A 26707-nucleotide genomic window follows, 5' to 3' on the forward strand; every position below is an offset into this window, starting at 1 on the left:
CCTTCTGCAAGGAGAACACCATGAGTGATGAACAGTCTCCAGTGCCTACGCCAAGTCATGAAGTCCGGCAGTGGGCGATGTTTTGTCATCTCTCGGCGTTGCTGGGGATCTGGGTGCCTTTCGGTACGCTGATCGGCCCGCTGATTCTCTGGCAGATGAAGCGTGAATCCGACCCTTTCATCGATGCCCAGGGCAAGGAGGCGCTGAACTTTCAGTTGACTGTCGCCATTGCTTCGGCGGTCTGCTTTTTGTTGATGATTGTGGTGATCGGCTTCTTTATGTTCGGTTTGTTGGCGATAGGTGCCTTGGTGCTGACCATCATCGGTGGCGTTAAAGCCGGAGAAGGGGTGCCTTATCGCTACCCTTTCACCTGGCGCCTGATCAAGTAGGTCAAGCGCGTACAAAAAAGCCGACAGTGATGTCGGCTTTTTTGTTGTTCTTGAGAAGGCACTCAGATGGTCAGCGTCCAGTCATAGTCGACGATCAGCGGCGCGTGCTGCGAGAAGCGTGGTTGACGCGGCAGGCGCGCACTACGTACAAAACGACGCAGGCCTGGGGTTAGCAACTGGTAGTCGAAGCGCCAGCCCAGGTTGAGCATCTCGGCTTGTTCGTTGTCCGGCCACCAGCTGTATTGGTCACCTTCACGGCTGACTTCGCGCAAGGCGTCGACATAACCCATGTTGCCGACAATCTCATCCATCCAGGCGCGTTCAGGTGCCAGGAAACCTGGAGATTGCTGGCTATCGCGCCAGTTCTTGATATCCAGCTTCTGTTGCGCCACGTACAGCGAGCCACAGTAGATGTACTCGCGACGTTTGCGTCGCTGTTTATCCAGATAACGGGCAAAATCGTCCATTAGCTTGAACTTCTGGTTCAAGTCTTCATCGCCGTTCTGCCCTGATGGAAGCAGCAAGGTCGCGATGCTGACCTTGTCGAAATCGGCTTGCAGGTAGCGCCCGTAACGATCGGCTGTTTCGAAGCCGAGGCCGCTGATGACCGCCTTCGGTTGCAACCGCGAGTACAAAGCCACGCCGCCTTGGGCAGGGACTTCAGCATCGCAGGCATAAAGGAAGTAGCCATCCAGTTGGAAGGCTGGGTCGTCCAGTTCAAAGGCAGAGGCGCGGGTGTCCTGCAGGCAGATAACGTCGGCATTCTGTGCCTGCAGCCAACTGAGCAAACCTCGCTCGACCGCAGCCTGAATACCATTGACGTTCACACTGATGATCCGCATAAATGGCCCCAAAAATCACGTGCGTGTATGATACCCGAGCTCTACCTAATTAGCTAAATCCGTGGTATCTGGGGTTTTTTCATGCAGGCGTATCAGCGCGATTTCATTCGTTTTGCCATCGATCGCGGGGTTTTGCGCTTCGGTGAGTTCACCCTCAAGTCCGGGCGCACCAGTCCTTACTTCTTCAATGCCGGCCTGTTCAACAGTGGCTCGGCCCTGGCTCAGTTGGGGCGCTTTTATGCGGCGGCGATCGTCGAAAGCGGTATTCCCTTCGATGTGCTGTTTGGCCCGGCTTATAAAGGCATTCCTCTGGCGGCGGCTACAGCCGTTGCTCTAGCTGAGCATCATCAGCGCGATCTGCCTTGGTGCTTCAACCGCAAGGAAGCCAAGGCACATGGCGAAGGTGGCAGCCTGGTGGGCGCGCCATTGACCGGCGATGTGCTGATCATTGATGACGTGATCACCGCAGGCACTGCCATTCGCGAGGTGATGCAGATCATCGAGTCTCAGGATGGCGCCAAGGCGGCGGGCGTGTTGATCGCCTTGAACCGCCAGGAGCGCGGCAACGGCGAGCTGTCGGCGATCCAGGAAGTCGAGCGTGACTTCGGTATTCCCGTCGTGAGCATCGTTTCCCTGACCCAGGTTCTGCAGTTCCTGGCTGACGATCCGGCGCTCAAGCAGCATCTGCCCGCAGTGGAAGCCTACCGCGCGCAATATGGCATCTGACCCGTAGGTGTCGGATTGCCGGCGAAAGCCTCTGACGGTCCGATACCGTTCTTGTGATCCTTTCGCTGGCAAGCCAGCTTTGCAAGCCGGCTTCTATAAAGACAGCGTGTCTAGTCCTGAAATAGGTTGACACTTGTTTCACTCAAAACGCCCGATGCACCGCATCGGGCGTTTTGTATTTGAGCGCTAGATGGGGTCGCTCAGCGTTATAAATTGATACCGACTCACTCACCATCTTCCTTGCATGCGCCAAGTTCTCTGGTCGATGAAACAGAAACTCTGTCTTCAAGATCCCATTCACCCGCTCCGCCAAAGCATTCTGGTAGCAGTCATAACCGTCCGTCATCGAACAACGGATTCCGTGTTTGGCATGCAGCGCCTGATAAAGCGCAGAACAGTATTGGCTACCCCGATCCGAGTGATGCACCAACGGTAATTCGGTTTGACGCTGCTTCACGGCACTGCGCAGCGCTCGTATTACCGACTCGGTCCGTAAGTTTTCATGGACGTGATAACCCACAATCTTGCGCGAGTAAGCGTCGGTCACAAGACTCAGATACGCCACACCTTCGCGAGTGGGTAGATAGGTGATGTCGGCCACCCAGACCTGCTCCGGACCATTTGGCACCACTTGATCAGGGCCGGATTTAAGCAGGTTTGGATGGCGCCGGAAGCGATGATGACTGTCGGTAGTCTTATGGTAAGCACGCTTGCGAGCCACCAGCAGGCGATGTTCGCGCAAGATTGCAAACAGCCGATCACGGCCTACTTGAAGTTCAAGCAGGGGCTGGCAATGCAGCAGATGGTGCAGCTTGCGGGTGCCCAAGCGGGGCTGGTGCAAGCGCTTGTATTGGACGAAATCCATCACTCTCTGGTCGAGGGTCAAGCGCGCGTCCTGAGCTTGGTTGCGCTTGTAGTAGGCCTGTCGGCTAATCCCCATGAACTGGCAAGCCCTACTGATACTCAGGTCCTGGATTTGCTTTTGCGTGAGGACTTGCCGGGACGCTTTTTTACGACGCTGATCCCGTAATCGTTCTTTAGAACATTGACTACCGCCTCAAGGAACTGGGCTTTCTGATTCGACAGCGCGAGCTGCGCTTCCAGCTCCTTGATACGTTGTTCCGGGGTTAACGGCAGGGCGGGCTCATTCACGGAAATGGTCCTCGAAGAGCGAATTGAAGCGCCTTGGCTCCAGTCCTGGAGGCCATGCTTGCGCAACCAGACCAGAACAGTTGATCGACCTTGGATACCGTAGCGCTGTTGAGCCTCTTTATAACTCAACTCGCCTTTTTCGACCTGATCCACCACGGCCAGTTTAAAAGCCAGCGTGTAATCACTCTGCGTGCGCTTGATCTCAGTGCTCATCACCCTCTCCTTGAATAAGGTCAGAAGGTGTCAACCTTATTCAGGACGGGACAGCGTCGATAAAAAAGCCCCCGCCCGGTATTCCGGGCGGGGGCTTTTTTTGCGTGCGCTTAAGGGCGCTTGCGGTTGCTGATCAGGGTGCCGACACCGGTATCGGTGAAGATCTCCAGCAGGATCGCATTGGGCACGCGGCCATCGATGATCAGCGAGCTGCCGACGCCGCCTTGCACGGCTTCCAGAGCGCAGCGGATTTTTGGCAGCATGCCACCGTAGATAGTGCCATCGGCGATCAGTTCGTCCACTTGCTGGGTGCTTAAACCGGTCAGTACCTTGCCCGACTTATCCATCAGGCCGGCAATATTGGTCAGCAGCATCAGCTTCTCGGCTTTCAGGGCCTCAGCCACCTTGCCGGCTACCAGGTCAGCGTTGATGTTGTAGGACTCGCCGTTGGCGCCAACGCCGATTGGTGCGATCACTGGAATGAAATCACCCTTGACCAGCAGGTTCAGCAAGTCGGTATTGATCCCGACCACTTCGCCCACATGGCCGATATCGATGATTTCCGGGGTGGTCATTTCCGGCGTCTGGCGGGTTACGGTCAGCTTTTTCGCCCGGATCAGCTCGGCATCTTTACCGGTCAGGCCGATGGCGCTGCCGCCGTGACGGTTGATCAGGTTGACGATGTCCTTGTTGACCTGGCCGCCGAGGACCATCTCCACCACGTCCATGGTTTGCGCGTCGGTCACGCGCATGCCGTCGACGAAGTGGCTCTCGATGGACAGACGCTTGAGCAGGTCACCGATTTGCGGGCCGCCCCCGTGCACCACCACCGGGTTGATCCCGACAGCCTTCATCAGCACGATGTCGCGGGCGAAGCCAGTCTTCAGCTCCTCGCTCTCCATAGCGTTGCCGCCGTACTTGATCACCAGGGTCTTGCCGACATAGCGGCGAATATAAGGCAGCGCTTCGGATAGGACCTTGGCGGTATTGGCGGCGGCGTCGCGTTCGATGGTCATTCAGGGCTCCGGTGTTTCAAACGGTCAAAACGGTAGTTGGAGATCAGGTGCAACACGTTTCAGCTGGACGTGGAAGACGTCCTTAATCCGCTGCAACTCGGCTTCGTTATCAGCCTCAAAGCGCAGTACCAGCACAGGGGTGGTGTTGGAGGCGCGAACCAAGCCCCAGCCCTTGGCATAGTCGACTCGCACTCCATCAATGGTGGTCAGGTCGGCGCCTGCGCCCCATTGCGCGTCGTGTAAGGCATCAATGATGCTGAATTTGCTCTCTTCGGTCACATGGATATTGATTTCCGGCGTAGAAATGTCGTTCGGGAAGGTGGCGAACAGCTCTTCTGCGCTGGATGGCTCGTTGCTGAGGATTTCCAGCAAGCGCGCCGCGCTGTAGATACCGTCGTCGAAACCGAACCAGCGCTCCTTGAAGAACAGGTGTCCGCTCATTTCGCCGGCCAGCAGTGCGCCGGTCTGTTTCATTTTCTTTTTGATCAACGAATGACCGGTCTTCCACATGAGCGGACGACCGCCGTATTCCTTGATCAGTGGGATCAGGCGTCGGGTGCATTTGACGTCGAAGATGATCTCCGCGTCTGGATTACGCGCCACCACGTCCTTGGCGAACAGCATCAGCAGGCGGTCTGGAAAGACGATGGTGCCGGTGTTGGTCACCACGCCGACGCGGTCGCCATCGCCGTCGAACGCCAGGCCCAGGTCAGCGCCGGTTTCCTTGACCTTGGCGATCAGGTCTTCGAGGTTTTCGGGCTTTCCCGGATCCGGGTGGTGGTTGGGGAAGTTGCCGTCCACCTCGCAAAACAATGGAATGACCTCGCAATTCAAGGCTTCGATCAGTTGCGGGGCAATGACCCCGGCGGCGCCGTTGCCACAATCCACCACGACCTTCAGGCGCCGCGCCAGCTTCACGTCCTGGGTGATCTCAGCGCTGTAGCGCGGCAGAATGTCGACCCGGCTGATGCTGCCCTGGCCGCTGCTCAGGTCGTTGTTCTTGAGGCGTTCGTGCAGGGCCTGGATTTGTTCGTTGGCCAGGGTGTCGCCGGCAATGACGATCTTGAAACCGTTGTAGTTTGACGGGTTGTGACTGCCGGTGAGCATCACTCCGGACTTGCCGGCCAGGACGTTGGCGGCGTAGTACAGGGCCGGAGTCGGCACCAGGCCGACATCGCTGACATGGCAGCCGCTGTCGTACAGACCCTGGATCAGTTGCTCCACCAGCTCAGGTCCCGACAGGCGACCGTCGCGGCCCACGCAGACGTCAGGCTCACCCTGGGCCAGGCTCTGGGAGCCGATGGCGCGGCCGATCCAGTACGCGGTTTCAGCGGTCAGGGTTTGCGGCACAACGCCACGGATGTCGTAGGCACGGAAGATGCTATCGGGAAAACGTGGTGCGACTTTGGCTGCGTTGCTCATCGCTGAGGGGGCTCCATTTGAAGGGGGGTGGCCGGGGAATAACCACGCGGCGGGCTCGAACTGAAGGGTATGACGGCGTTTACAGCCTGGAGTTCGTGCTGTGAAAGTGCCATCCGAAGGGGGCTTGCCCGGCGACAAGCGCTCAAGTGCCCGGTTTGACGGGGCGGGCCGTGATGCAGGTTGCGCCGACCATTCATCCTTAAATGTCCTGCTGCAGCGACCGAGCCGAGCGGGTGCCCGGCTCGTTGCGGGGCAATCAGTGACTGCCCGAGTGTCCGAAGCCGCCCGCGCCGCGCTGGCTTTCGTCAAAGGCTGCGACCACTTCGAAGTGCGCCTGCACCACCGGTACCAGTACCAGTTGGGCGATGCGCTCGCCGACGGCAATGTTGAAGGCGGCCTGGCCGCGGTTCCAGCAAGACACCATCAGTTCGCCCTGGTAGTCCGAGTCGATCAGGCCTACCAGGTTACCCAGCACGATGCCGTGTTTATGGCCCAGGCCGGAGCGAGGCAGGATCAGCGCGGCCAAACCCGGGTCACCGATGTAGACTGACAGCCCGGTGGGAATCAGCAAGGTCTGACCTGGCTCCAGGACGGTGTCTTGCTTGAGCATGGCCCGCAGGTCGAGGCCGGCGGAGCCCGGCGTGGCGTACTGCGGCAGGGGAAATTCGTTGCCGATGCGTGGGTCGAGGATCTTGGCTTGTAAAGCGTGCATGCGAGTTAAACCTGGTTCAGCCGTTGGGCGATAAAAGAGATCAGTTGGCGGGCAATCTTGCCCTTGCTGGTCTGGGCGAAGAGAGTTGCGTGCAACTCCCGGTCAATCACGCTGCAGGCGTTTTCCTCGCTGTTAAAGCCAATGCTCGGGTTGGCCACGTCGTTGGCGACGATCAGGTCGAGGTTCTTGTCCTTCAATTTACGTGCAGCGTAGTCGAGCAGATTCTCGGTCTCGGCGGCGAAGCCAACACTGAAAGGGCGATCCGGGCGGCCGGCAATGGTGGCCAGGATGTCTGGATTGCGCACCATCTGCAGGAGCAGGCCGTCACCTTTCGTAGGGTCTTTCTTTAATTTTTGTGGGGCGACGACTTCCGGACGGTAGTCCGCGACCGCCGCAGAGGCGATGAAAACATCACATGGGATGGCTGCTTCGCAGGCTGCGAGCATGTCGCGAGCGCTGACAACGTCGATCCGCGTGACTCTGTCGGGTGTTGGCAAGTGCACAGGGCCGGTGATCAGGGTGACCCGGGCGCCAGCTTCGACAGCCGCCTCGGCCAGGGCGAAGCCCATTTTTCCTGAGCTATGGTTGGTGATGTAGCGCACCGGATCGATGTTTTCCTGGGTGGGACCTGCGGTGATCAGCAGGTGTTTGCCGGTCAGTGCCTGGTGCTGGAAGCAGTCAGCGGCGCATTGCGCCAGGTCAGAGGCTTCCAGCATGCGACCCAGGCCAACATCGCCACAGGCCTGGCTGCCGGAGGCCGGGCCGAATACCCGCAGGCCACGGCTTTGCAGCAGTTGCGTGTTGGCCTGGGTGGCAGGGTCGCGCCACATGGCTTGGTTCATGGCTGGGGCGATGGCGACGGTGGCGTCGGTGGCCAGGACCAGGGTCGTCAGCAGGTCGTCGGCAATGCCTTGGGCCAGGCGGGCGATCAGGTCGGCCGTGGCCGGTGCGATCAATACCAGGTCGGCCCATTTGGCCAGCTCGATGTGGCCCATGGCCGCTTCGGCGGCCGGGTCCAGCAGGTCGAGGTGGACCGGGTGCCCGGAGAGGGCCTGCAGGGTCAGCGGGGTAATGAATTCAATGCCGCCCCGGGTCATGACCACGCGCACTTCGGCGCCCTGGTCGAGGAGTCGGCGAACCAGCTCCGCGCTCTTATAGGCGGCAATGCCACCGCCGACGCCGAGCACGATGCGTTTCCGATACAGCCGCTGCATAGGCCTGTCTTTCCGTTAAGTGATTGCTGCGTGGCATGCCCCCTCCCCAGGTGAAATACCACGCAAAAAAGAGGGGGGCTAAGATAGCACAGCGTCCGCTGTGGAACAGCGGCGCCACACACAGGGAGGTGTGATGAGCATTCGTGATTGGCCTGCGGCGGAGCGTCCGCGGGAGCGGCTTCTGGAACAGGGCGCTATCAGTCTTTCCGACGCCGAACTACTGGCAATTTTCCTACGTACCGGGGTGGCAGGTAAGAGCGCGGTGGACCTGGCGCGGCACCTGTTGCAGCGCTTTGGCAGCCTGCGCGCCCTGCTGGAGGCCGACCAGTTGACCTTCACTCGCCAGTTGGGGCTGGGGCCGGCCAAGTACGCCTTGTTGCAGGCGGTGCTGGAAATGGCTCGGCGGCACCTGGCGGAGAAACTCCATCGGCAGTCCGCGCTGGAAAGTCCTCTGGTGGTCCGTGATTACCTCAAGTCCATGCTGCGGCACGAGCCCCATGAAGTATTCGGTTGCCTGTTTCTCGATACCAAGCATCGGGTTCTGGCCTTTGAAGTGCTGTTTCAAGGGTCGATCGACAGCACCACGGTTTATCCGCGGCAGGTGATCAAGCGTGCCTTGGCGCATAACGCGGCGTCGCTGATCCTCTGCCATAACCATCCATCGGGCATCGCTGAGCCCAGTCCTTCGGATCGAGTTGTCACCCGGCGTTTGCAGGAGGCGTTGGAGTTGATTGATGTGCGGGTGCTGGACCACTTCATCATCGGCGATGGTGATCCATTGTCGATGGCCGAATACGGCTGGATCTGAGTGGGCGGCCAGTTTCATCCTGAAACTGGTCGCTTGAGGTGGTGCTGATGGGTTAATTGAGGCTGACTTTCGAGTAGTCCTGGCGACCGAAGGGGCTCACCTGGTAACCCTCGACCTGTTTGCGAGTCAGGGCAAAAGCGCTTGGGTGCGCCAGGGGGAGCCATAGCGCCTGTTGCTGGATCTGGGTTTGGGCCTGTTGATACAGCTTGCTGCGCACGCCTTGCTCGCTGGTGGTCTTGCCGGCCGTGATCAGCTTGTCCAGGTTCTGGTCGCAGTAGCGGGCGAAGTTGGTGCCTGCCTTGACCGCTGCGCAGGTGAACTGCGGCGAGAGGAAATTATCCGGGTCGCCATTGTCGCCGGCCCAGCCCATGAACAGCAGGTCATGCTCGCCGGCCTTGGCCCTGCGAATCAGTTCGCCCCACTCGATCACGCGGATGTCGGCCTGGATACCCACCTTGGCCAGATCCGACTGCAACAACTGCGCGCCGAGGCTGGGGTTGGGGTTGAGCAAGCTACCGGAAGGGCGGGTCCACAGAGTGGTCTCAAAGCCGTTTTTCAGCCCGACCTTGGCCAGCAACTGGCGGGCTTTTTCTGGATCGTGGGCGTAACCGGGCAGGTCTTTGGCGTAGCTCCAGGTGTTGGGCGGATACGGGCCGTTGGCCGCTTCGGCGGTATTGTCGAACACGGCCTTGAGGTAGCTGGATTTGTCGAAGGCCAGGTTGATGGCCTGGCGCACTTCGGGCTTGTCCAGCGGCGGGTGCTGGCTGTTGATGGCGACAAAAGCGGTCATGAAGGCCGCGGTTTTCTCAACCTTCAGCGTCGGGTCGTCACTGGCGGCCTGGACGTCCAGAGGCTTGGGCGACAGGGCGATCTGGCATTCGTTGCGCCGCAACTTTTGCAGGCGCACGTTGGCGTCCGGGGTAATGGCGAAGATCAGTGAGTCTACGGCTGGCTTGCCTGCAAAATATTCGCGGTTAGCCTTGTAGCGGATCGACGCGTCTTTCTGGAAACGCCTGAAGATGAACGGGCCGCTGCCGATTGGCTGGCTGTTGAGTTTCTCCGGTGTGCCGGCCTTGAGTAGTTGATCGGCGTATTCGGCGGAGTAGATCGAAGCGAAACCCATGCTCAGGGTGGCGAGGAAGGTTGAGTCGGCATGGTTCAGGGTGAAGCGCACTGTCAGCGGGTCCAGGGCATCGATCTTCTTGATCAGGTTGGGCAGTTGCAGGGACTGGGCGTGGGGGAAACCGCTCTGGGCGACCTTGTGCCACGGATGAGCGGGATCGAGCATGCGGTCGAAGCTGAACTTGACGTCTTCGGCGCTCAGCTCACGGCTGGGGTTGAAGTAGTCGGTACGGTGAAACTTGACCTTGGGGTGCAGTTTGAACACATAGGTCAGGCCGTCGGCGGAAATTTCCCAGCTGTCGGCGAGGCTGGGCACCACCTTGCCGCTGTTGGCGTCGAATTCCACCAAGCGGTTCATCAGCACGTCAGCGGAGGCGTTGGTGGTGGTCAGCGAGTTGTACTGCACCACATCGAAGCCTTCCGGACTGGCTTCGGTGCAGACGCTCAACGCGGCGGCCTGAGCCAGCGGGCTCAGAAGAGGGGCAAACAGGAGCGGGAGTGCGGCGAGACGCATGGTCGGGTTCCTCGTGCAGATCGAAAGCCCATCTGCGAGTGCAGTCTGGAAATGCCTTACCCTAGTGACCTCGTTGGAAAATGACTATCCCTTTTGTATTTGCCGTCGGAACTTGGGGCTTGGCTTGCGCTGGGTCGGCTATTTTGTGCTGTGCTGTCCGCGATCGACGGTCGATTTACTCCTGTGGTTTCGAGAGAAATATATTCTGCGACGAGCGGTCGTTTTCTACGGTAGCCTTTGCCGCAGGCGTCCGGCACAAGAAAATCAGGACTTTTCATCATCCCAGGCACAGCGGTTGTTGTTGCTATGGGGTCTTTCTGGTATAAAGCAGCGCTCTTTTCTAGGGGCCCGGTTCCTTCGCTTGTAGGTGTAGCCGGTAAGACCCTAAAGAAACGCGGCGCCTGGCGCCAAATGACTGAGAGATTAAGCGGCCAACCCATGCCGGGTTGGGCATGTGGTTTTAGAGGGCTGAGGCATGTCTAGAGTCTGTCAAGTTACCGGTAAGGGTCCGGTGACTGGGAATAACATTTCCCACGCAAACAACAAAACCCGTCGTCGTTTCCTGCCGAACCTGCAGCATCACCGCTTCTGGGTTGAGTCCGAGAAACGTTTTGTGCGTCTGCGCGTATCTGCCAAAGGCATGCGTATCATCGACAAGCGCGGCATTGATGTCGTGCTGGCCGAAATCCGTCGCGATGGCGGCAAGGTTTAAGGGAGCTAATCATGCGTGAATTGATTCGTTTGATCTCGAGCGCCGGTACTGGTCACTTCTACACTACCGACAAGAACAAGCGTACTACTCCGGACAAAATCGAGATCAAGAAATATGATCCGGTTGTTCGTAAGCACGTGATCTACAAGGAAGGCAAAATCAAGTAATTGATTTTTCTTCTGACAAAAAAACCCGCCTTCAAGCGGGTTTTTTTGTGCCTGTGATTCAGGCCTTCTGTTCGAAGGCCACGTAGACCTTGCGGCAGGGCTCCAGCACTTCCCAGGTGCCCTTGAAGCCGGCCGGAATCACGAAGCGGTCGCCAGCGCGGAGGGTCTTGGCGTTGCCGTCGTGATCACGCAGCACCGAGACACCCTGGAGAATCTCGCAGTACTCATGTTCGCTGAAGTTCACGGTCCATTGGCCAACGGCGCCTTCCCAGATTCCAGCGTTCAGTTGTCCACAAGGGCTGGCGTAGTGATTGAACACTGCCTGCTCGGGGTCGCCCTTGAGGATTTTCTCCGGCGCGGGGTGGTAGCGCTCACCCTCGGTGTTGGCTTGACTGAAGTCGACGACATTATGGATGCTCATTCTTGTATTCCCCCGTGATCGCGGCGCGAGTGGCTATGAAGGCCAAAGTCTATGTTTATTAAAATGCACATAGCAATGGCGTTTGCCGGGCCTTTGTCAAATATATTGAAAGTACCGGCGTCGCTGGTTTAGGGTGGCGATTGCCTTCGGCCGAATACGGGCTGGCTGGGCAGAATTCTTCGGGAGTGCCGGCGTAGTTCGCGTGGCGCTTTTATGCAAATAAGAGGAGGACACTCGTATGACCACCCTGACTCGTGCCGACTGGGAACAACGTGCTCGCGACCTGACCATCGAAGGTCGCGCCTACATCAATGGCGAATACACCGCATCCGTTTCCAACGACACTTTCGAGTGCATCAGCCCGGTAGACGGCCGTGTGCTGGCGACCATCGCCAGCTGTGACGCCGCCGATGCCGAGCGCGCCGTGGAAAACGCCCGCGCCACCTTCAACTCCGGCGTCTGGTCGCGCCTGGCGCCAGCCAAGCGCAAGGCCGTGATGATTCGCTTTGCCGGCCTGCTCAAGCAGCACGCTCAAGAGCTCGCGCTCCTGGAAACCCTGGACATGGGCAAGCCCATCAGCGATTCCCTGGGCATCGACGTCCCTGGCGCCGCGCAAGCGCTGAGCTGGAGCGGCGAGGCGATCGACAAGATCTATGATGAAGTCGCCGCCACTCCTCATGACCAGTTGGGTCTGGTGACCCGTGAGCCGGTGGGGGTGGTCGCGGCCATCGTGCCGTGGAACTTCCCGCTGATGATGGCCTGCTGGAAGTTGGGCCCGGCGCTGTCCACCGGCAACTCGGTGATCCTCAAGCCTTCGGAAAAATCCCCGCTGACGGCGATCCGCATCGCTGCCCTGGCCGTGGAAGCGGGTATTCCGGCTGGCGTGTTCAACGTGCTGCCGGGCTACGGTCATACCGTGGGCAAGGCTCTGGCCCTGCACATGGACGTGGACACCCTGGTGTTCACCGGTTCGACCAAGATCGCCAAGCAACTGCTGGTGTACTCCGGCGAATCCAACATGAAGCGCGTCTGGCTGGAAGCTGGTGGCAAAAGCCCGAACATCGTATTCGCCGATGCCCCGGACCTGCAGGCCGCCGCTGAATCGGCCGCCAGTGCCATTGCCTTCAACCAGGGCGAAGTCTGCACCGCCGGTTCGCGCCTGCTGGTGGAGCGTTCCATCAAGGACAAGTTCCTACCGCTGGTGATCGAGGCCTTGAAAGCCTGGAAGCCGGGCAACCCACTGGACCCGGCCACCAGCGTCGGCGCCCTGGTGGACACCCAGCAGATGAACACCGTGCTGTCCTACATCGAAGCCGGGCATGCCGATGGCGCCAAGCTGGTGGCCGGTGGCAAGCGCACCCTGGAGGAAACCGGCGGCACCTACGTCGAGCCGACGATTTTCGACGGCGTCAGCAACGCCATGAAGATTGCTCAGGAAGAGATCTTTGGCCCGGTACTGTCGGTGATTGCCTTCGACAGCGTGGAGGAGGCGATTCAGATTGCCAACGACACGCCCTACGGGCTGGCGGCTGCCGTGTGGACCGCGAACCTTTCCAAGGCTCACCTGACCGCCAAGGCGTTGCGCGCCGGTAGTGTGTGGGTCAACCAGTACGACGGAGGCGACATGACCGCGCCGTTCGGCGGCTTCAAGCAGTCGGGCAATGGTCGGGACAAGTCGCTGCACGCGTTCGACAAGTACACCGAACTGAAAGCGACCTGGATCAAGCTCTGAGTCTTCGGGGTTCAACGGCTGGCGTCCGTGATGGAGCCAGCGCCGGCAAGCGCCACGCGGCATAGGCGCGGTTGCCCGAAACCCTAGATCCACAGCGCAGCCGGGCTTCCCGTGAGGGGAGTCCGGCTGTGTTGTCTGTGGCTTGCAGAACAATGATCCACAGGAGCGTGGAAATGCCTTGGGCGACCTATTTCGCCGTTTTATCCGCTGTCTTGAGTGTCGGCCTGGCCCTGGGTATGACCATGCCGCTGGTGTCCTTTCGCCTGGAAAGCTGGGGCTACGGGCCTTTTGCAATTGGCGTGGTGGCGGCGATGCCGGCCATTGGTGTGTTGCTCGGCGCGAAGATGTCCAGTCGCCTGGCTGCGCGGTTTGGTACTGCCCGCTTGATGCGCCTGTGTCTGTGGGCGGGTGCCTTCTCCATTGGTTTGCTGGCGTTGCTGCCCAGTTACCCGGTGTGGCTGGCGCTGCGCCTGCTGCTGGGTGTGGTGTTGACCATCATCTTCATTCTGGGCGAAAGCTGGATCAATCAGTTGGTGGTGGAGCAGTGGCGGGGCCGACTGGTGGCGCTCTATGGCAGTGGTTATGCCTTGAGTCAGTTGGCTGGGCCGCTGTTGCTGGGCGTTCTGGGGACTGAGCAGGATTACGGTTTTTGGGTGTCGGTGGTGTTGCTGTTGGCATCCCCGCTGTTGTTGCTGGGGCGCAGCGGCGCGCCGAGTTCCGAGGCGTGCAGCGTGACCCTGTTCGATCTCTGGCGCTTTTGCCAGGAACTGCCGGCGATTGCCTGGGCGGTGGCGTTGTTCGCGACCTTCGAGGCGCTGATCCTGACCTTGCTGCCGGTTTATTGCTTGAGTCAGGGCTTTAGCACCGACATCGCCCTGGCAATGGTCAGCACCGTGGTGGTGGGCGATGCGCTGTTGCAATTGCCGATTGGCGCCCTGGCGGACCGAGTGTCCCGGCGTGGTTTGTTCACGGGCTGCGCAGTGGTTTTGCTGGGCGCCAGCCTGGCCATTCCTCTGTTGCTGAACAGCGTACTGATCTGGCCGTTGTGGGTGTTGTTCGGAGCCAGTGCCGGCGGTTTGTTCACCTTGTCGCTGATCTTGATCGGCGAACGCTATCGCGATGATGCGCTGGTGCGGGCTAATGCTCACGTGGCGCAGCTGTGGGGCATTGGTTGCCTGATCGGGCCTTTGCTGGCAGGGGCGGGCAGTCAGTGGGTCAGTGGGCATGCGATGTTGTTGTTGGTGGCGGCTGGAGCCTTCGGGTTGCTGGTCCTGTTGCTGCGCCAGGGCGCCTTCGGTCGTGTTCAGACTCACCCCCTGTAGCGGCTCAGAGCATGCGCTCAAGGCCGATGCGAGTGCTCAGCCAGGCATTGACGCGGCGCCACCAACTGCCAGGTTCGTGGCGCAGAGTGTGCAGCCGGCCCTGATCTTCAGTGACCCAGACCAGTTGGTTGCCCTCCTGCTTCACTTCGTAGCTCAGGGCTGGCGCCATCCCTTGTCGGGCCAGGGCGCGCACCTGCTCAGCAAGCTCGGGACTGTCCACCAGTACGCCGACTTCGGTGTTCCACAGCACCGAACGTGGATCGAAATTGAATGAGCCGATAAAGCTTTTCTGCCGGTCGAAGATCATCGCCTTGCTGTGCAGGCTGGAGTCCGAGCCCCGCAGGAGGGCGCTGTGCAATAGCCGTGGGCCGCTGCCTCCGTGCTCTCCAGGTTGTCGGCGCAGTTCATAGAGCTTCACTCCGTGTTCCAGCAATGCCTTGCGGTAGGGCGCATAACCTCCGTGCACCACCGGCACGTCGGTGGCTTCCAGGGCGTTGGTCAAGAGGCTGACCGATACCCCGGCATCAGCGCGACGGGTCAGGTACACCAGTCCTGCCTGGCCGGGGACGAAGTAGGCCGAGATCATCATCAGTTCCTTGCTGACCCCATTGAGTTCCGGTGCCAGTTGGGTGGTCAGCAGTAGGCGCGGGTCGGGATCCCCCTTGGCCAGGACCTTGGTGGGCGCGTCCCACAGCGCTTGGTTCCAGGCCCAGATCAGCTCTTTACGCCAGATGTCCATGCGGGGCTGGGTCTGGTAGGTCATCAACTGGCGGTACAGCAACTGGTCGCGCTGGCGGATATGTTGCAGCGATGCTTCCAGGCGCTGGCGAGTGTGACTCAGGTCCTTGGCCGAAGGGGCGTCGGAGATGAACTCGCCCACTGGCCGGCTCAGCGCGCTGTTCCAGTACTGGTCGAAGCTGTGCCCGAGTTGTTCGGCTACCGGGCCGACGCAGAACAGGTCGATGTCGGTGAAGTTCAGGTTGGGTTCGGCATCGAAGTACTCGTCCCCGAGGTTGCGCCCGCCGACGATGGCGACGCTGTTGTCCGCCAGCCACAGCTTGTTGTGCATTCGCCGGTGCTGTTGCGACAGGTTGAACAAGCGGCCCATGGCCCGGGTCAGGCCGGTACGGCGACCCAGGTGCAGTGGGTTAAACAGGCGGATCTGAATCCGTGGATGGGTGGCCAGGATGGCGATGATCTGGTCCAGGCCGTCGCTGGTGGTGTCGTCTAGCAGGACGCGCACCCGTACACCGCGGTCGGCGGCCTTGAGCAGTTCATGCACCAGCATCCGGGTGCTGATGCCGTCGTGGACGATGTAGTACTGCAAGTCGAGGCTGCTTTGGGCGTTGCGGATCAGTTCGGCGCGGGCCATGAAGGCTTCGGCGCTGTTGGGCAGCAGGCGAAAGCCGGAGCGGCCCTGATAGGGCGTGGCCTGGGCGCGGATGGACCGGGCGAAGCTGGAGTCGCTGGCGACCAGGGCCTGGCTGGGTTGATAGGGCACTTCACGGGTGCTGCAGCCGCCTAGTCCGAGGCTGAGGATCAGCGGCAGGATAAACGCCTGTTTACGACTCAAGTCCGGTCATCTCGTATCACGGCACGGGTTGGCAGGGGGGCGGCTGGCTTTGTGCGGCGGGGTTGGGCCTCAGTCCGGAGTTTCACTGAGCAGCTTGATGGCCGCGGCGCCGACTTTGCGTACCGCGTCTTCGATCTGCGCGGTTGGCTTGGCAGCGTAGTTCATCCGCAGGCAATTGCGGTATTTGCCCGACGCCGAAAAGATGCTGCCCACGGCGATCTGCACGCCTTGGTCCAGCAGTACCCGGTTGAGCTTCAAAGCGTCGAAGCCTTCGGGCAGTTCGATCCACAGCATGAAGCTGCCCTGGGGGCGACTGGCGCGGGTGCCCGTGGGGAAGTAGTGGCTGACCCAGTCGAGCATCAGGTCACGATTGCGCTGGTATTGGGTGCGCATCTTGCGCAAATGGGGTTCGAAATGGCCGCTTTTCAGGAACTCGGCGATCGCCACCTGGGGCTGCGGGGCCGTGGAGCCGGTGCTGATGTACTTCATGTGCAGCACCCGCTCCAGGTAGCGGCCCGGAGCAACCCAGCCGATGCGCAGGCCGGGGGCCAGGGTCTTCGAGAACGAGCTGCACAGCAGCACCCGACCGTCGTCGTCAAAGGACTTGATGGTCCTTGGGCGCGGGTAGGTGTAGGCCAGTTCGCCATACACATCGTCCTCGATGATTGCCACGTCGAAGCGCTGGGCCAGGGTCAGCAAGGCTCGTTTGCGCGGCTCCGGCATGATGTAACCCAGAGGGTTGTTGCAGTTGGGGGTCAGCTGTATGGCCTTGATCGGCCACTGTTCCAGGGCCAGTTCCAGGGCTTCCAGGCTGATGCCGGTAATCGGGTCGGTGGGGATTTCCAGGGCCTTCATACCCAGGCCCTTGAGGGTTTGCATGGCGCCGTGAAAGCTCGGCGAGTCCACGGCGACGATATCCCCGGGCTCGCAGATGGCGCGAATGCTGGTGGACAGGGCCTCGTGGCAGCCGGTGGTGATCACCAGATCGCTGGCCCCCAGTTGGCAGCCGGAATCCAGCAGCAGCCGCGCCACTTGTTCACGCAGCTCAAGCACGCCGTAGATGTTGTCGTAGTGCAGGCCGGGCATGTCTTGCCGTCGACTGAGTCGGGCCAGGGCCCGCAGCAGGGGCTTCATGGTCGGCGTGGTGATGTCCGGCATGCCGCGGCCCAACTGCACCACGTCCTTGCGCGGCACGGCGCGGATCAGCTCCAGGACCTGGTCCCATTGAGAGATTTCCACCGGCCTTTGCGCCGGACGCCCGATGGCCGGCAATGCGGGCAGCTCGCGACTGGGAGGCACGAAATACCCGGATTTGGGCTTGGGCATCGCCAGCCCGTTGTCTTCCAGCAAGCGATAGGCCTGTTGCACGGTACTCAGGCTGACCCCGTGCTCGATGCTCAGGGCGCGTACCGAGGGCAGTCGATCTCCTGGGCGATAGAAGCCCTGTTCGATACGGGTACCCAGGAGTTCGGCGAGGTTCACATAGAGGGTCATGGCGTGGGCTCGAAGTGGTGGTGGCTAGGAACCAGTACAGATGGGGCAAAAATACAGGATTCAGCGCTATTTCTGGCAGAACTGTATGGGGGTAATACCGCTGATTTGAGTCTGTAATGGTTTTCTGGCGCCACGCATCATGTCTGCTCATGGCGATTTGAGCAAACAGGAGCAATGCAGATGAACGGCTTGAGCGATGTGCGGCTGTCGTTACGCGGTCAGGAGCTGGAGGTGGAGCAAGAACGGTCGGCGGCGCCGACGCTGCCGTGCAGTGCGCCGTCCGGTTTGAGCGCCTGGAGTCTGTATTGGCATCGACTGCGCACCCGCAAGGCATTGCTGGAACTGACCGCCGAGCAGCTACGGGATGTCGGGCTGAGCCGTGAGCAAGCGCGGGCCGAGGGCCTTAAGCCTTTCTGGCGGTTGTAACCGGCAGCGGTTGGCTGACGCTGGACGAGTCAGACCAGTTCCTTCAGCCGGTGCCAGAGCATGCCCAGGGCCAGCAGCGGCGAGCGCAGGTGCTGGCCGCCGGGGAAGGTGATGTGCGGCACCTTGGCGAACAGGTCGAAACCACCGCCCTGTTGGCCACTGATCGCCTCCCCCAGCAACTTGCCCGCCAAGTGCGTGGCGTTCAGGCCATGGCCGGAATAGGCCTGGGCGTAATACACATTGGGCTGATCCTTGAGTCGGCCGATCTGCGGCAGGCGGTTGGCGCCGATGCCGATCATGCCACCCCATTGGTAGTCGATCTTGACCCCGGCCAGTTGCGGGAATACTTCCAGCATCTTGGGTCGCATGTAAGCCGCGATGTCCTTGGGGTCGCGTCCCGAATAGTGACAGGCGCCGCCGAACAGCAGGCGCCGATCAGCCGAGAGCCGGTAGTAGTCCAGGGCAACACGCTGGTCGCAGACCGCCATGTTCTGTGGCAGCAGCTCTCGAGCCTGGGCCGGGCTCAGGGGCTCGGTAGCGATGACGTAGCTGCCGGCCGGCAGGACCTTGCCCCCCAACACCGGGTTGAGGCCATTGAGGTAGGCGTTGCAGCCCAGCACCAGGGTCTTGGCGCGAACCGTGCCCCGAGCACTGTGGACCTTGATCTGGGGGCCATAGTCGATAGCGGTCACTGCTGAATGCTCGAACAGTTGCACGCCCATCTGTTGCGCTGCCTGGGCTTCACCCAGGGCCAGGTTCAACGGATGCAGGTGGCCCGAGCCCATGTCGATCAGGCCGCCAACGTAGCGTTTGGAACCCACCACGCTGTGCATTTCATCGGCCTGCAGCAGGCGGGTTTCGTAGCGATAACCCAGGCTGCGCAGCTCTTCGGCGTCTTCGGCGAAGCCTTCAAGGTCCGCCGGCTTGTTGGCCAGGTCGCAGTAGCCCCAGGTCAGATCGCAAGGGATCTGCAGGCGTTCGATACGCTGGCGGACGATTTCCACCGCTTCCAGGCCCATGAGCTTCATCTGCCGCACGCCATCGCTGCCGATCACCTTGGTGAACTGGTCCAGGCCGTGGCCGACCCCACGAATCAGTTGTCCACCGTTGCGTCCGCTGGCTCCCCAGCCGATCTTGCGGGCCTCCAGCAGGACTACGCTGAACCCGCGTTCAGTCAGTTCCAGGGCGGTATTGAGCCCGGAGAACCCGCCACCCACCACACACACGTCCGCCGCCAGCTCGCCCGCCAGCGTTGGATAGTCAGGCTGCGGCAGGCTGCTGGCGGCGTAATAGGAAGCGGTGTGCTGAGGGCTGGCGGGCATGGAAAGCGTCCTGATTGTGGCGTCTGGAAAAATTCACGGAGCATAAGCCGGGGCTTTCCGTCGCGGCAACCGCGGGACGCCCGGTCCTGTTTGCGGCGGGGCATTTGAGGCAGAATTCACGACTATTCATGTCCTGGTAGCCTTCTCATGAGCTGTAACCGTCAAATCGTCCGCAGCCTGCGTCAGCAGATTCCCACCTTCGACTGTGTTCCTGGCTGCCACGACTGCTGCGGCCCGGTGACCACTTCGCCAGAGGAGATGTCCCGTCTGCCGCGCAAGACCGCCGCCGAGCAGGAGGCCGCCATGGACCAGCTCAACTGTGTGCACCTGGGGGCCAATGGCTGCACGGTGTATGACGAGCGCCCGCTGATCTGTCGTCTGTTCGGCACCACGCCGAGCCTGCCGTGCCCCAACGGCCGGCGCCCGGTGGAGATGATCCACCCCCGGGTCGAAAAACAGATCCATGAATACATGGCCAGTAATCGTCAGGTGCTGGTCTAGCTCCATGGCGCGGCGCAGGAGTCGGCTTGCCGGCGCAATCGCCCCAGAGCTTGCGGCCATTTTCGCTCAATCCGGAATTGGCAAGTTCAGGCTCTCCTTCACCTCTTCCATCACGATGTAGCTCTTGGATTCGCGTACATGGGGCAGCTTGAGCAGGATATCCCCCAGTAACTTGCGGTAGGACGCCATTTCCGAGATGCGCGCCTTGACCAGATAGTCGAAGTCGCCCGACACCAAGTGGCACTCCAGCACGTGAGGCAGCTTCAGCACTGCCCGGCGGAACTCCTCGAAGGTGTCGCCGGACTTGTAGTCCAGGCTGATCTCGACGAACACCAGCAGACTGCCTTTCAAGTGCTGCGGATTGAGTCGGGCGTTGTAGCCCATGATGATTCCTTCGCGTTCCAGGCGGCGCACCCGCTCGGTGCAGGGGGTGGTGGAGAGCCCGACCCGTTCCCCCAGCTCGGTAAAGGAAATGCGTCCATCGGCCTGGAGTATCCGCAGGATGTTGCGATCTATCTTGTCCAGGGCGCGACGGGTCTGATGATTGGTACGCATAGGGGATGCCCCTCCGTGAAAAGCGATATTGCCGAGAATTCTCGCCAAATATAGGCGGTTATATAGTGAAAATCACTGCTCAATGTTTCTTACACTGCGACCATCTTTGCTCTGAATAACAAACGTCAGCGGTTAAACCGCGATGAGGGATATGAAAATGCGCGTTCTGGTCTTGGGCAGTGGCGTTATCGGAACCACCAGTGCCTATTACCTGGCTCGAGCCGGGTTTGATGTCACAGTGGTGGACCGCCAGCCGGCCGCTGCCATGGAAACCAGCTTCGCCAACGCCGGCCAGGTGTCGCCAGGTTACGCCTCACCCTGGGCTGCGCCGGGTGTACCACTCAAGGCCATCAAATGGCTGCTGCAGCGCCATGCTCCGTTGGCGATCAAGGCCACCGCCGACATCGATCAATACCTGTGGATGGCGCAGATGCTGCGCAACTGCACCGCCAGCCGTTACGCGGTGAACAAGGAGCGCATGGTGCGTCTGTCCGAGTACAGCCGTGACTGCCTCGACGAGCTGCGGGCGGAAACCGGTATTGCCTACGAAGGGCGCTGCCTGGGCACCACCCAACTGTTCCGTACCCAGGCCCAACTGGACGGCGCGGCCAAAGACATCGCCGTGCTCAAAGAGTCCGGCGTACCGTTCGAACTGCTGGACCGTGAAGGCATTGCCCGGGTCGAGCCGGCGCTGGCCAGTGTCACCGACATCCTTGCCGGCGCGTTGCGTTTGCCCAATGACCAGACGGGCGATTGCCAGATGTTCACCACGCGCTTGGCGGAAATGGCCACCAAGCTGGGTGTGGAGTTCCGCTTCGGCCAGGACATTCAGCGTCTGGACTTCGCCGGCGACCGGATCAATGGCGTGTGGATCGACGGCAAGCTGGAAACCGCCGATCGCTACGTACTCGCCCTCGGCAGCTACTCGCCGCAACTGCTCAAGCCGCTGGGGATCAAGGCGCCGGTGTACCCGCTCAAGGGCTACTCCTTGACCGTGCCGATCACTAATCCGGCGATGGCCCCGACCTCGACCATCCTCGACGAAACCTTCAAGGTCGCGATCACTCGTTTCGACAACCGCATCCGCGTCGGCGGCATGGCCGAGATAGCCGGTTTTGACCTGTCGCTGAACCCACGCCGGCGTGAGACGCTGGAGATGATCGTCAACGATCTCTATCCTCAGGGCGGCGATCTGTCCCAAGCCAGTTTCTGGACCGGGCTGCGTCCTACTACCCCGGACGGTACGCCGATTGTCGGCGGCACGCCGTTCCGTAACCTGTTCTTGAACACCGGTCACGGCACCCTCGGCTGGACCATGGCTTGCGGCTCCGGTCGCTTGCTGGCGGATCTGATGGCCAAGAAGAAGCCGCAGATCAGTGCCGAAGGCATCGATATTTCCCGTTATGGCAACCATCAGGAGTCAGCTAAACATGTCAATCCAGCGCCAGCTCACCAATGAGCGCATGAGCCAGATCGTTGTTCACGGCAACACGGTGTATCTGTCTGGTCAGGTCGGCGATGACATGCAGGCCGGGATCGAGCAGCAGACTCGGGAAACCCTGACCAACATCGAGCGCCTGCTGGACCTGGCGGGCACCGACAAGAGCAAGCTGCTCTCGGTGACCATCTACCTGAAGGACATCGATGCCCACTTCGCAGGCATGAACAGTGTTTGGGACCAGTGGCTGCCAAAAGGCGTGGCACCGGCCCGGGCTACCGTCGAAGCCAAGTTGTGCGAGCCCGAAATCCTCATCGAGCTGTCGGTGGAGGCTGCTCTGCCTTAAGCGACAATATCCCTCTCCCGGTACTGGTGGCGGCGTGCCGCCATCAGCACCGGTTTTTTCTTCCCCATGACCGCCTAGAAGTCTGCCGCCATGCGTCCTGCCCGTGCCCTGATCGATCTCCAAGCCCTGCGTCACAACTACCAACTGGCCCGTGAAACCTCCGGCGCTCGCGCCCTGGCGGTGATCAAGGCCGATGCCTATGGTCATGGCGCGGTGCGCTGTGCCCAGGCCCTGGAAGCCGAGGCTGACGGTTTTGCCGTGGCCTGCATCGAAGAAGCGCTGGAGCTGCGGGCTGCGGGTATTCGTGCGCCGGTCCTGCTGCTGGAAGGCTTCTTCGAGGCCTCGGAACTGCAATTGATTGTCGAGCATGGCTTCTGGTGCGTGGTGCATTCGCTGTGGCAGCTCGAGGCTATCGAACAGACTGCCGTGGCCAAGCCGCTGACGATCTGGCTCAAGCTGGATTCGGGCATGCACCGGGTCGGTCTTAACCCCCAGGACTACCAGGCGGCTTATCAACGGCTGCAGGCCAGCACCAAGGTCGAAAAGATTGTGCTGATGAGCCACTTCGCCCGTGCCGACGAGCCGGATTGCCCACGCAGCAGCGAGCAACTGGCGGTGTTTGAGGCTGCGCGCCAGGGCCTGGGCGCTGAAGTCAGCCTGTGCAACTCGCCTGCGCTGATGGGCTGGCCGAGCGTTCCCAGTGATTGGGTGCGTCCGGGCATCATGCTCTACGGCGCAACACCGTTCGAAGAAGGCAACTCCGTGGCAGCACGGCTGCAGCCGGTCATGACCCTGGAGTCCAAAGTGATCTGTGTGCGTGAGCTGCCCGCCGGCGAGCCGGTTGGCTACGGCGCCAAGTTCATCACCGACAAGCCGATGCGTATCGGCGTGGTTGCCATGGGCTATGCCGACGGATATCCGCGTCACGCGCCCACTGGCACGCCAGTGCTGGTGGCTGGTCAGCGCAGCCGCCTGCTGGGCCGCGTGTCCATGGACATGTTGTGCATCGACCTGACGGATGTGCCGCAGGCCGGCCTCGGTTCCTCGGTGGAGTTGTGGGGCAAGAACATCCTTGCCAGCGAGGTCGCGCTGGCCGCCGATACCATCCCTTATCAGCTGTTCTGCAACCTGCGCCGGGTGCCGCTGGTGTACTGCGAAGGCTGAGATTACGCGGCCTGTACCGAAAGTCGCCTGTCTTTGGGGGAATCGGGACCAAGTGTTGTAAATACTGAACGCTGTCGCCATGATAACGCTCAATTACAACAACGCCTGATTCCCGCCTAGGAGGCTGCCGCATTGGACGTCGGTGAACGACTGCAATCCATCCGTAAACTGAAAGGTCTTTCCCAGCGTGAGCTTGCCAAGCGTGCGGGCGTCACCAATAGCACCATTTCAATGATCGAAAAGAACAGCGTCAGCCCCTCGATCAGCTCGCTGAGAAAGGTACTGAGCGGCATTCCCATGTCCATGGTCGAGTTCTTTTCCGAAGAAGTTCTTCAGGAAACGCCTTCTCAGATCGTCTACAAAGCTCACGAATTGATCGATATTTCCGATGGCGCGGTGACCATGAAACTGGTGGGTCGGGCGCACCCGAGTCGTGCCATTGCCTTCCTCAATGAGATCTATCCTCCGGGCGCCGATACCGGTGAAGAGATGCTCACCCACGATGGCGAGGAAACCGGAATACTGCTCGAGGGCCGTCTGGAGCTGGTGGTAGGGCTTGAAACATTTGTCCTCGAAGCTGGCGACAGCTACTACTTTGAAAGTACTAAGCCGCACCGCTTCCGTAATCCGTTTGATGCCCCGGCGCGACTAATCAGCGCAGCCACGCCTGCGAACTTCTAGCCAAGAGGCGTCCTGTAGGGCTGATCCTAAGCCGCCCAGCGACATTTCGCCGCGATTAAGACCCCTTCGACTTTGGGGTTGTTTCAGTGTGGCGGGCTAACCGTTATACTTTCGCCCGCCTGCGAAACCGTGGCCGCAGGCGTGACTAGCCACCATTGAGGGTGTACGCGTGAACCTAATTATGAAAATGCTGGCCGCACCAGCAACCGTATTGGCCCTTTGGGCAGTCAGCGCTCAAGCTGCGACTAATGACGACATTGCCAAGCGCCTTGAGCCTGTTGGCCAGGTCTGCGTCCAGGGGCAGGAATGCAAGGGTATGGAAGTCGCAGCTTCCAGTGGCGGTGGCGGTGGGGCGAAATCCCCGGATGACGTAATTGCCAAGCACTGCAACGCGTGTCATGGCACTGGTCTGCTGGGCGCTCCGAAAATCGGTGACACCGCAGCCTGGAAAGAGCGTGCCGATCACCAGGGCGGCCTCGACGGCATCCTGGCCAAGGCCATCACCGGTATCAACGCCATGCCACCTAAAGGCACTTGCGCTGATTGCACCGATGACGAGCTCAAAGCCGCTATCCAGAAGATGTCCGGCTTGAAATAAGCAGTCATCTTCAGCGAAAAAGCCGCTTACGAGCGGCTTTTTTGTGGGCGCAATTTTCCTGCCGTACTGTTCAACGCAGCAAACTCCCGGCAAGCTCGGTCCAACCTCAATTCATGGACGGTTCTCGGAGGGTCAGATGCTGCAATCCTGTTCTATCGAGCAAGCGGTGGATGACGTGCTCGCGCGTTTGCCGCAACACATTCATATGGGCATGCCGTTGGGGTTGGGCAAACCCAACCGTTTTGCCAACGCCCTGTATCGCCGGGTCGCCCAACTGCCCGAACGCCAACTGACGATCTACACCGCCTTGAGCCTGGGGCGGCCTTCGCTGGGCGACGGTTTGCAGAAGCGGTTTCTCGAACCTTTTGTCGAGCGGGTATTTGGCGACTACCCCGAACTGGATTTTCTTGCCGACCTGCACCGTGACAGCCTGCCGGCGAATATTCGCGTCCAGCAGTTCTTTCTGCAGCCCGGCAGTCTTTTGCACAGTGCGCCAGCGCAACAGGACTACGTCAGCAGCAACTACAGCCATGCCGCCCGGGACATCAACGCCGCCGGCCTGAACCTGGTGGCGCAACTGGTGGCCCGCGACTCGCAGCAGCCGGGGCGTTTGAGCCTGAGCTGCAACCCGGACATCACCCTCGACTTGCTGCCGATGATCGCCAAGCGCCGTGCGGCGGGGGAGACCATTGTGTTGCTGGGTCAGGTCCACAGCGATTTGCCTTATATGCCGGGGGACTCCGAGATCGATGCGGCGGACTTCGACCTGCTGATTGACGAGGAGGAGCGCAGCACGTTGTTTTCCACGCCGAACATGCCGGTGGGGGTTCAGGATCACTGCATCGGCCTGCATGCCAGCACCTTGGTGCGCGACGGCGGGACCTTGCAGATCGGCATTGGCTCCATGGGCGATGCGCTGACCGCCGCGTTGCTGGCGCGGCAGGCAGACAACCAAGGTTACCGCGCCCTGCTGGCGGATCTGCAGGTGGAGCACTGGCAGGCGCTGATCGACCGCGAAGGTGGCGTCGAACCCTTTGCCCAGGGCCTTTACGGTTGCAGTGAAATGTTCGTCAACGGCCTGCTGGCATTGGCCGATGCGGGCATCGTGCGGCGCCAGGTCTACCCGACGATTGCGCTGCAACAGCAAGCCTATGCCGGAACCCTGGACCCGGCGTCAGCGGCGGGTGGTGTCTCGATCTACGGCGGCTTTTTCCTCGGCCCGAGCAGCTTCTACCAGCGTCTGCGGGAGCTGCCCCGGGACAAGCTGGCGTCATTCAACATGACCGCCATCAGCCACATCAACGAGCTGTATGGCGATGAGGCGCTCAAGCGTTTGCAGCGTCGGGATGCGCGCTTTATCAACAGCGCCTTCACCATGACCTTGATGGGCGCGGCGGTGTCCGATCAGTTGCAAGATGGCCGTGTCTTGAGTGGCGTCGGCGGGCAGTACAACTTCGTCGCCCAAGCCCATGCACTGGAAGATGCTCGCTCGGTGCTGATCCTGCGCAGTTGGCGCGAATCGGCCGGCGAGGTCAGTTCCAATATTGTCTGGGAGTACGGCCATTGCACCATCCCGCGTCACCTGCGGGACATCGTGATCACCGAGTACGGCATTGCCGATCTGCGGGGCAAGACGGATGCGAAGGTGATCGAAGCGCTGCTCAGTATCAGCGATTCACGCTTTCAGCCCGGGTTGCTGGAGCAGGCGCAGAAAGCCGGAAAGCTGCCGAAGGATTTTCGTCTGGATCCGCGTTTTACCGACAACAGCCCACAGCGTCTGCAGCGGATTCAGGCGCGTCATCGCCACCTGTTTCCGGAGTATCCGTTGGGCAGCGACTTCAGCGACGAGGAGCGTGATCTGCTGCGGGCGCTGAACTGGCTCAAGAGCAAGTTCAAGCTCAGCGAGATCCTCGAACTGGGCAAGGCAGCATTCGACGCGCCGGAGCCTGAGGCATTTGCAGCGCACCTTGAGCGCATGGGGCTGGAGCAGCCCGATGGACTGCGGGAGGAACTGTATCAGCGGTTCCTGCTGGCCGGGCTGCAGGCCACGGCCCCCAGCTTGTCGTAGGAGCCGGCTTGCCGGTGAATGGGCCATCAAGTCTGGCATTGCCCTTAAAGGGCACCT

Annotated in this window: 26 protein-coding genes and 1 pseudogene; 15 read left to right on the plus strand and 12 right to left on the minus strand. The window is 60.7% G+C overall.

Annotated features, from left to right (window positions below; translation table 11 throughout):
• Nucleotides 1-20 precede the first annotated feature (20 nt).
• Nucleotides 21-389 (plus strand): DUF4870 domain-containing protein, encoded by a 369-nt coding sequence (locus PLD_RS15815; protein WP_159894270.1) that lies wholly within the window; start codon nucleotides 21-23, stop codon nucleotides 387-389.
• Nucleotides 390-451: 62 nt separating this feature from the next.
• On the opposite strand, the gene PLD_RS15820 is transcribed toward PLD_RS15815, so the two are convergent.
• Nucleotides 452-1231: an exodeoxyribonuclease III gene (locus PLD_RS15820; RefSeq protein ID WP_003176915.1), complete on the minus strand. Its 780-nt coding sequence runs from the start codon at nucleotides 1229-1231 to the stop codon at nucleotides 452-454.
• Nucleotides 1232-1312: 81 nt separating this feature from the next.
• Here PLD_RS15820 and pyrE point away from each other — a divergent pair, with 81 nt between their 5' ends.
• The gene (gene pyrE, locus PLD_RS15825) at nucleotides 1313-1957 is read left to right on the plus strand and encodes an orotate phosphoribosyltransferase (protein WP_011064226.1); all 645 of its coding nucleotides are present in this window, start codon (nucleotides 1313-1315) and stop codon (nucleotides 1955-1957) included.
• Nucleotides 1958-2099: 142 nt separating this feature from the next.
• Here pyrE and PLD_RS15830 read toward each other — a convergent pair.
• The 5 genes and pseudogenes from PLD_RS15830 to coaBC all read right to left on the minus strand — a co-directional run bounded on the left by PLD_RS15830 (nucleotide 2100) and on the right by coaBC (nucleotide 7686).
• Nucleotides 2100-3322, minus strand: a protein-coding gene (locus PLD_RS15830; RefSeq protein ID WP_159889365.1) for an IS3 family transposase whose coding sequence is annotated in 2 segments (ribosomal slippage) — nucleotides 2100-2959 and nucleotides 2959-3322 — 1224 coding nt in all. Because the reading frame shifts where the segments join, the coding sequence is not laid out codon by codon here.
• A 110-nt stretch (nucleotides 3323-3432) separates the two neighbouring features.
• The gene (gene argB / locus PLD_RS15835) at nucleotides 3433-4338 is read right to left on the minus strand and encodes an acetylglutamate kinase (RefSeq protein ID WP_011064225.1); all 906 of its coding nucleotides are present in this window, start codon (nucleotides 4336-4338) and stop codon (nucleotides 3433-3435) included.
• A gap of 24 nt (nucleotides 4339-4362) precedes the next feature.
• A pseudogene (locus PLD_RS15840) lies at nucleotides 4363-5739 on the minus strand (phosphomannomutase/phosphoglucomutase); the annotation flags it as partial.
• Nucleotides 5740-6016: 277 nt separating this feature from the next.
• Nucleotides 6017-6472, minus strand: a complete 456-nt coding sequence (gene dut / locus PLD_RS15845; protein ID WP_159894274.1) for a dUTP diphosphatase — start codon at nucleotides 6470-6472, stop codon at nucleotides 6017-6019.
• Between the two features lie 5 nt (nucleotides 6473-6477).
• Nucleotides 6478-7686, minus strand: coding sequence for a bifunctional phosphopantothenoylcysteine decarboxylase/phosphopantothenate--cysteine ligase CoaBC (gene coaBC / locus PLD_RS15850; protein ID WP_159894276.1), 1209 nt, complete (start codon nucleotides 7684-7686; stop codon nucleotides 6478-6480).
• Nucleotides 7687-7819: 133 nt separating this feature from the next.
• On the opposite strand from coaBC, the gene radC reads away from it, so the two are divergent.
• Nucleotides 7820-8494 (plus strand): DNA repair protein RadC, encoded by a 675-nt coding sequence (gene radC / locus PLD_RS15855; protein ID WP_159894278.1) that lies wholly within the window; start codon nucleotides 7820-7822, stop codon nucleotides 8492-8494.
• Nucleotides 8495-8546: 52 nt separating this feature from the next.
• Here radC and PLD_RS15860 read toward each other — a convergent pair whose 3' ends face one another.
• Nucleotides 8547-10130, minus strand: a complete 1584-nt coding sequence (locus tag PLD_RS15860; RefSeq protein ID WP_159894280.1) for an ABC transporter substrate-binding protein — start codon at nucleotides 10128-10130, stop codon at nucleotides 8547-8549.
• A 475-nt stretch (nucleotides 10131-10605) separates the two neighbouring features.
• On the opposite strand from PLD_RS15860, the gene rpmB reads away from it, so the two are divergent.
• Complete coding sequence (gene rpmB, locus PLD_RS15865; protein WP_011064219.1) at nucleotides 10606-10842, plus strand: 50S ribosomal protein L28; 237 nt, start codon at nucleotides 10606-10608, stop codon at nucleotides 10840-10842.
• An 11-nt stretch (nucleotides 10843-10853) separates the two neighbouring features.
• A complete protein-coding gene (rpmG, locus tag PLD_RS15870) occupies nucleotides 10854-11009 on the plus strand; it encodes a 50S ribosomal protein L33 (protein WP_003177274.1) in 156 nt (51 codons plus the stop codon).
• Nucleotides 11010-11067: 58 nt separating this feature from the next.
• On the opposite strand, the gene PLD_RS15875 is transcribed toward rpmG, so the two are convergent.
• Complete coding sequence (locus tag PLD_RS15875) at nucleotides 11068-11430, minus strand: cupin domain-containing protein (protein ID WP_159894282.1); 363 nt, start codon at nucleotides 11428-11430, stop codon at nucleotides 11068-11070.
• Between the two features lie 238 nt (nucleotides 11431-11668).
• On the opposite strand from PLD_RS15875, the gene PLD_RS15880 reads away from it, so the two are divergent.
• Complete coding sequence (locus PLD_RS15880; RefSeq protein ID WP_159894284.1) at nucleotides 11669-13162, plus strand: aldehyde dehydrogenase; 1494 nt, start codon at nucleotides 11669-11671, stop codon at nucleotides 13160-13162.
• Nucleotides 13163-13335: 173 nt separating this feature from the next.
• The gene (locus PLD_RS15885) at nucleotides 13336-14484 is read left to right on the plus strand and encodes an MFS transporter (protein WP_159894286.1); all 1149 of its coding nucleotides are present in this window, start codon (nucleotides 13336-13338) and stop codon (nucleotides 14482-14484) included.
• Nucleotides 14485-14488: 4 nt separating this feature from the next.
• Here the strand turns inward: PLD_RS15885 and PLD_RS15890 are convergent, their stop codons facing one another.
• Together PLD_RS15890 and PLD_RS15895 are read right to left on the minus strand one after the other, a co-directional pair.
• Complete coding sequence (locus PLD_RS15890; RefSeq protein ID WP_159894288.1) at nucleotides 14489-16057, minus strand: phospholipase D family protein; 1569 nt, start codon at nucleotides 16055-16057, stop codon at nucleotides 14489-14491.
• A gap of 69 nt (nucleotides 16058-16126) precedes the next feature.
• Nucleotides 16127-17551, minus strand: coding sequence for a PLP-dependent aminotransferase family protein (locus PLD_RS15895; RefSeq protein WP_159894290.1), 1425 nt, complete (start codon nucleotides 17549-17551; stop codon nucleotides 16127-16129).
• 180 nt (nucleotides 17552-17731) lie between these two features.
• Between PLD_RS15895 and PLD_RS15900 the strand changes: the two genes are divergently transcribed.
• The gene (locus tag PLD_RS15900; protein ID WP_159894292.1) at nucleotides 17732-17977 is read left to right on the plus strand and encodes a DUF1127 domain-containing protein; all 246 of its coding nucleotides are present in this window, start codon (nucleotides 17732-17734) and stop codon (nucleotides 17975-17977) included.
• A gap of 29 nt (nucleotides 17978-18006) precedes the next feature.
• Here the strand turns inward: PLD_RS15900 and PLD_RS15905 are convergent, their stop codons facing one another.
• Complete coding sequence (locus PLD_RS15905) at nucleotides 18007-19299, minus strand: FAD-binding oxidoreductase (RefSeq protein WP_159894294.1); 1293 nt, start codon at nucleotides 19297-19299, stop codon at nucleotides 18007-18009.
• 147 nt (nucleotides 19300-19446) lie between these two features.
• On the opposite strand from PLD_RS15905, the gene PLD_RS15910 reads away from it, so the two are divergent.
• Nucleotides 19447-19800 (plus strand): YkgJ family cysteine cluster protein, encoded by a 354-nt coding sequence (locus PLD_RS15910; protein WP_159894296.1) that lies wholly within the window; start codon nucleotides 19447-19449, stop codon nucleotides 19798-19800.
• A 66-nt stretch (nucleotides 19801-19866) separates the two neighbouring features.
• Here PLD_RS15910 and PLD_RS15915 read toward each other — a convergent pair whose 3' ends face one another.
• The gene (locus PLD_RS15915) at nucleotides 19867-20355 is read right to left on the minus strand and encodes an Lrp/AsnC ligand binding domain-containing protein (protein WP_159894298.1); all 489 of its coding nucleotides are present in this window, start codon (nucleotides 20353-20355) and stop codon (nucleotides 19867-19869) included.
• 157 nt (nucleotides 20356-20512) lie between these two features.
• Between PLD_RS15915 and dadA the strand changes: the two genes are divergently transcribed.
• The 6 genes from dadA to PLD_RS15945 all read left to right on the plus strand — a co-directional run bounded on the left by dadA (nucleotide 20513) and on the right by PLD_RS15945 (nucleotide 26650).
• On the plus strand, nucleotides 20513-21814 hold the full coding sequence (gene dadA / locus PLD_RS15920) for a D-amino acid dehydrogenase (RefSeq protein WP_159894300.1): 1302 nt from the start codon (nucleotides 20513-20515) through the stop codon (nucleotides 21812-21814).
• Complete coding sequence (locus PLD_RS15925; RefSeq protein ID WP_159894302.1) at nucleotides 21786-22139, plus strand: RidA family protein; 354 nt, start codon at nucleotides 21786-21788, stop codon at nucleotides 22137-22139. The genes dadA and PLD_RS15925 overlap by 29 nt, the downstream gene beginning before the upstream one ends.
• Nucleotides 22140-22229: 90 nt before the next feature.
• The gene (alr, locus tag PLD_RS15930) at nucleotides 22230-23303 is read left to right on the plus strand and encodes an alanine racemase (protein WP_159894303.1); all 1074 of its coding nucleotides are present in this window, start codon (nucleotides 22230-22232) and stop codon (nucleotides 23301-23303) included.
• A 132-nt stretch (nucleotides 23304-23435) separates the two neighbouring features.
• On the plus strand, nucleotides 23436-23984 hold the full coding sequence (locus PLD_RS15935; RefSeq protein WP_159894305.1) for a cupin domain-containing protein: 549 nt from the start codon (nucleotides 23436-23438) through the stop codon (nucleotides 23982-23984).
• 181 nt (nucleotides 23985-24165) lie between these two features.
• Nucleotides 24166-24582 carry a cytochrome c5 family protein gene (locus PLD_RS15940; RefSeq protein ID WP_159894307.1) on the plus strand — a complete coding sequence of 139 codons (417 nt, stop codon included), beginning with the start codon at nucleotides 24166-24168 and terminating at the stop codon, nucleotides 24580-24582.
• A gap of 136 nt (nucleotides 24583-24718) precedes the next feature.
• The gene (locus PLD_RS15945) at nucleotides 24719-26650 is read left to right on the plus strand and encodes an acetyl-CoA hydrolase/transferase C-terminal domain-containing protein (RefSeq protein ID WP_159894309.1); all 1932 of its coding nucleotides are present in this window, start codon (nucleotides 24719-24721) and stop codon (nucleotides 26648-26650) included.
• Nucleotides 26651-26707 lie beyond the last annotated feature (57 nt).

It is taken from the genome of Pseudomonas sp. LD120 (assembly GCF_009861525.1).
In the GTDB taxonomy this organism is placed as follows: Bacteria; Pseudomonadota; Gammaproteobacteria; order Pseudomonadales; family Pseudomonadaceae; genus Aquipseudomonas.

Coding starts and splice junctions, on each gene's coding strand:
- PLD_RS15815 (WP_159894270.1), top strand. CDS start 21: ATGAGTGATGAACAGTCTCCAGTGCCTACGCCAAGTCATGAAGTCCGG.
- PLD_RS15820 (WP_003176915.1), bottom strand. CDS start 1,231: ATGCGGATCATCAGTGTGAACGTCAATGGTATTCAGGCTGCGGTCGAG.
- pyrE (WP_011064226.1), top strand. CDS start 1,313: ATGCAGGCGTATCAGCGCGATTTCATTCGTTTTGCCATCGATCGCGGG.
- argB (WP_011064225.1), bottom strand. CDS start 4,338: ATGACCATCGAACGCGACGCCGCCGCCAATACCGCCAAGGTCCTATCC.
- dut (WP_159894274.1), bottom strand. CDS start 6,472: ATGCACGCTTTACAAGCCAAGATCCTCGACCCACGCATCGGCAACGAA.
- coaBC (WP_159894276.1), bottom strand. CDS start 7,686: ATGCAGCGGCTGTATCGGAAACGCATCGTGCTCGGCGTCGGCGGTGGC.
- radC (WP_159894278.1), top strand. CDS start 7,820: ATGAGCATTCGTGATTGGCCTGCGGCGGAGCGTCCGCGGGAGCGGCTT.
- PLD_RS15860 (WP_159894280.1), bottom strand. CDS start 10,130: ATGCGTCTCGCCGCACTCCCGCTCCTGTTTGCCCCTCTTCTGAGCCCG.
- rpmB (WP_011064219.1), top strand. CDS start 10,606: ATGTCTAGAGTCTGTCAAGTTACCGGTAAGGGTCCGGTGACTGGGAAT.
- rpmG (WP_003177274.1), top strand. CDS start 10,854: ATGCGTGAATTGATTCGTTTGATCTCGAGCGCCGGTACTGGTCACTTC.
- PLD_RS15875 (WP_159894282.1), bottom strand. CDS start 11,430: ATGAGCATCCATAATGTCGTCGACTTCAGTCAAGCCAACACCGAGGGT.
- PLD_RS15880 (WP_159894284.1), top strand. CDS start 11,669: ATGACCACCCTGACTCGTGCCGACTGGGAACAACGTGCTCGCGACCTG.
- PLD_RS15885 (WP_159894286.1), top strand. CDS start 13,336: ATGCCTTGGGCGACCTATTTCGCCGTTTTATCCGCTGTCTTGAGTGTC.
- PLD_RS15895 (WP_159894290.1), bottom strand. CDS start 17,551: ATGACCCTCTATGTGAACCTCGCCGAACTCCTGGGTACCCGTATCGAA.
- PLD_RS15900 (WP_159894292.1), top strand. CDS start 17,732: ATGAACGGCTTGAGCGATGTGCGGCTGTCGTTACGCGGTCAGGAGCTG.
- PLD_RS15905 (WP_159894294.1), bottom strand. CDS start 19,299: ATGCCCGCCAGCCCTCAGCACACCGCTTCCTATTACGCCGCCAGCAGC.
- PLD_RS15910 (WP_159894296.1), top strand. CDS start 19,447: ATGAGCTGTAACCGTCAAATCGTCCGCAGCCTGCGTCAGCAGATTCCC.
- PLD_RS15915 (WP_159894298.1), bottom strand. CDS start 20,355: ATGCGTACCAATCATCAGACCCGTCGCGCCCTGGACAAGATAGATCGC.
- dadA (WP_159894300.1), top strand. CDS start 20,513: ATGCGCGTTCTGGTCTTGGGCAGTGGCGTTATCGGAACCACCAGTGCC.
- PLD_RS15925 (WP_159894302.1), top strand. CDS start 21,786: ATGTCAATCCAGCGCCAGCTCACCAATGAGCGCATGAGCCAGATCGTT.
- alr (WP_159894303.1), top strand. CDS start 22,230: ATGCGTCCTGCCCGTGCCCTGATCGATCTCCAAGCCCTGCGTCACAAC.
- PLD_RS15940 (WP_159894307.1), top strand. CDS start 24,166: ATGAAAATGCTGGCCGCACCAGCAACCGTATTGGCCCTTTGGGCAGTC.
- PLD_RS15945 (WP_159894309.1), top strand. CDS start 24,719: ATGCTGCAATCCTGTTCTATCGAGCAAGCGGTGGATGACGTGCTCGCG.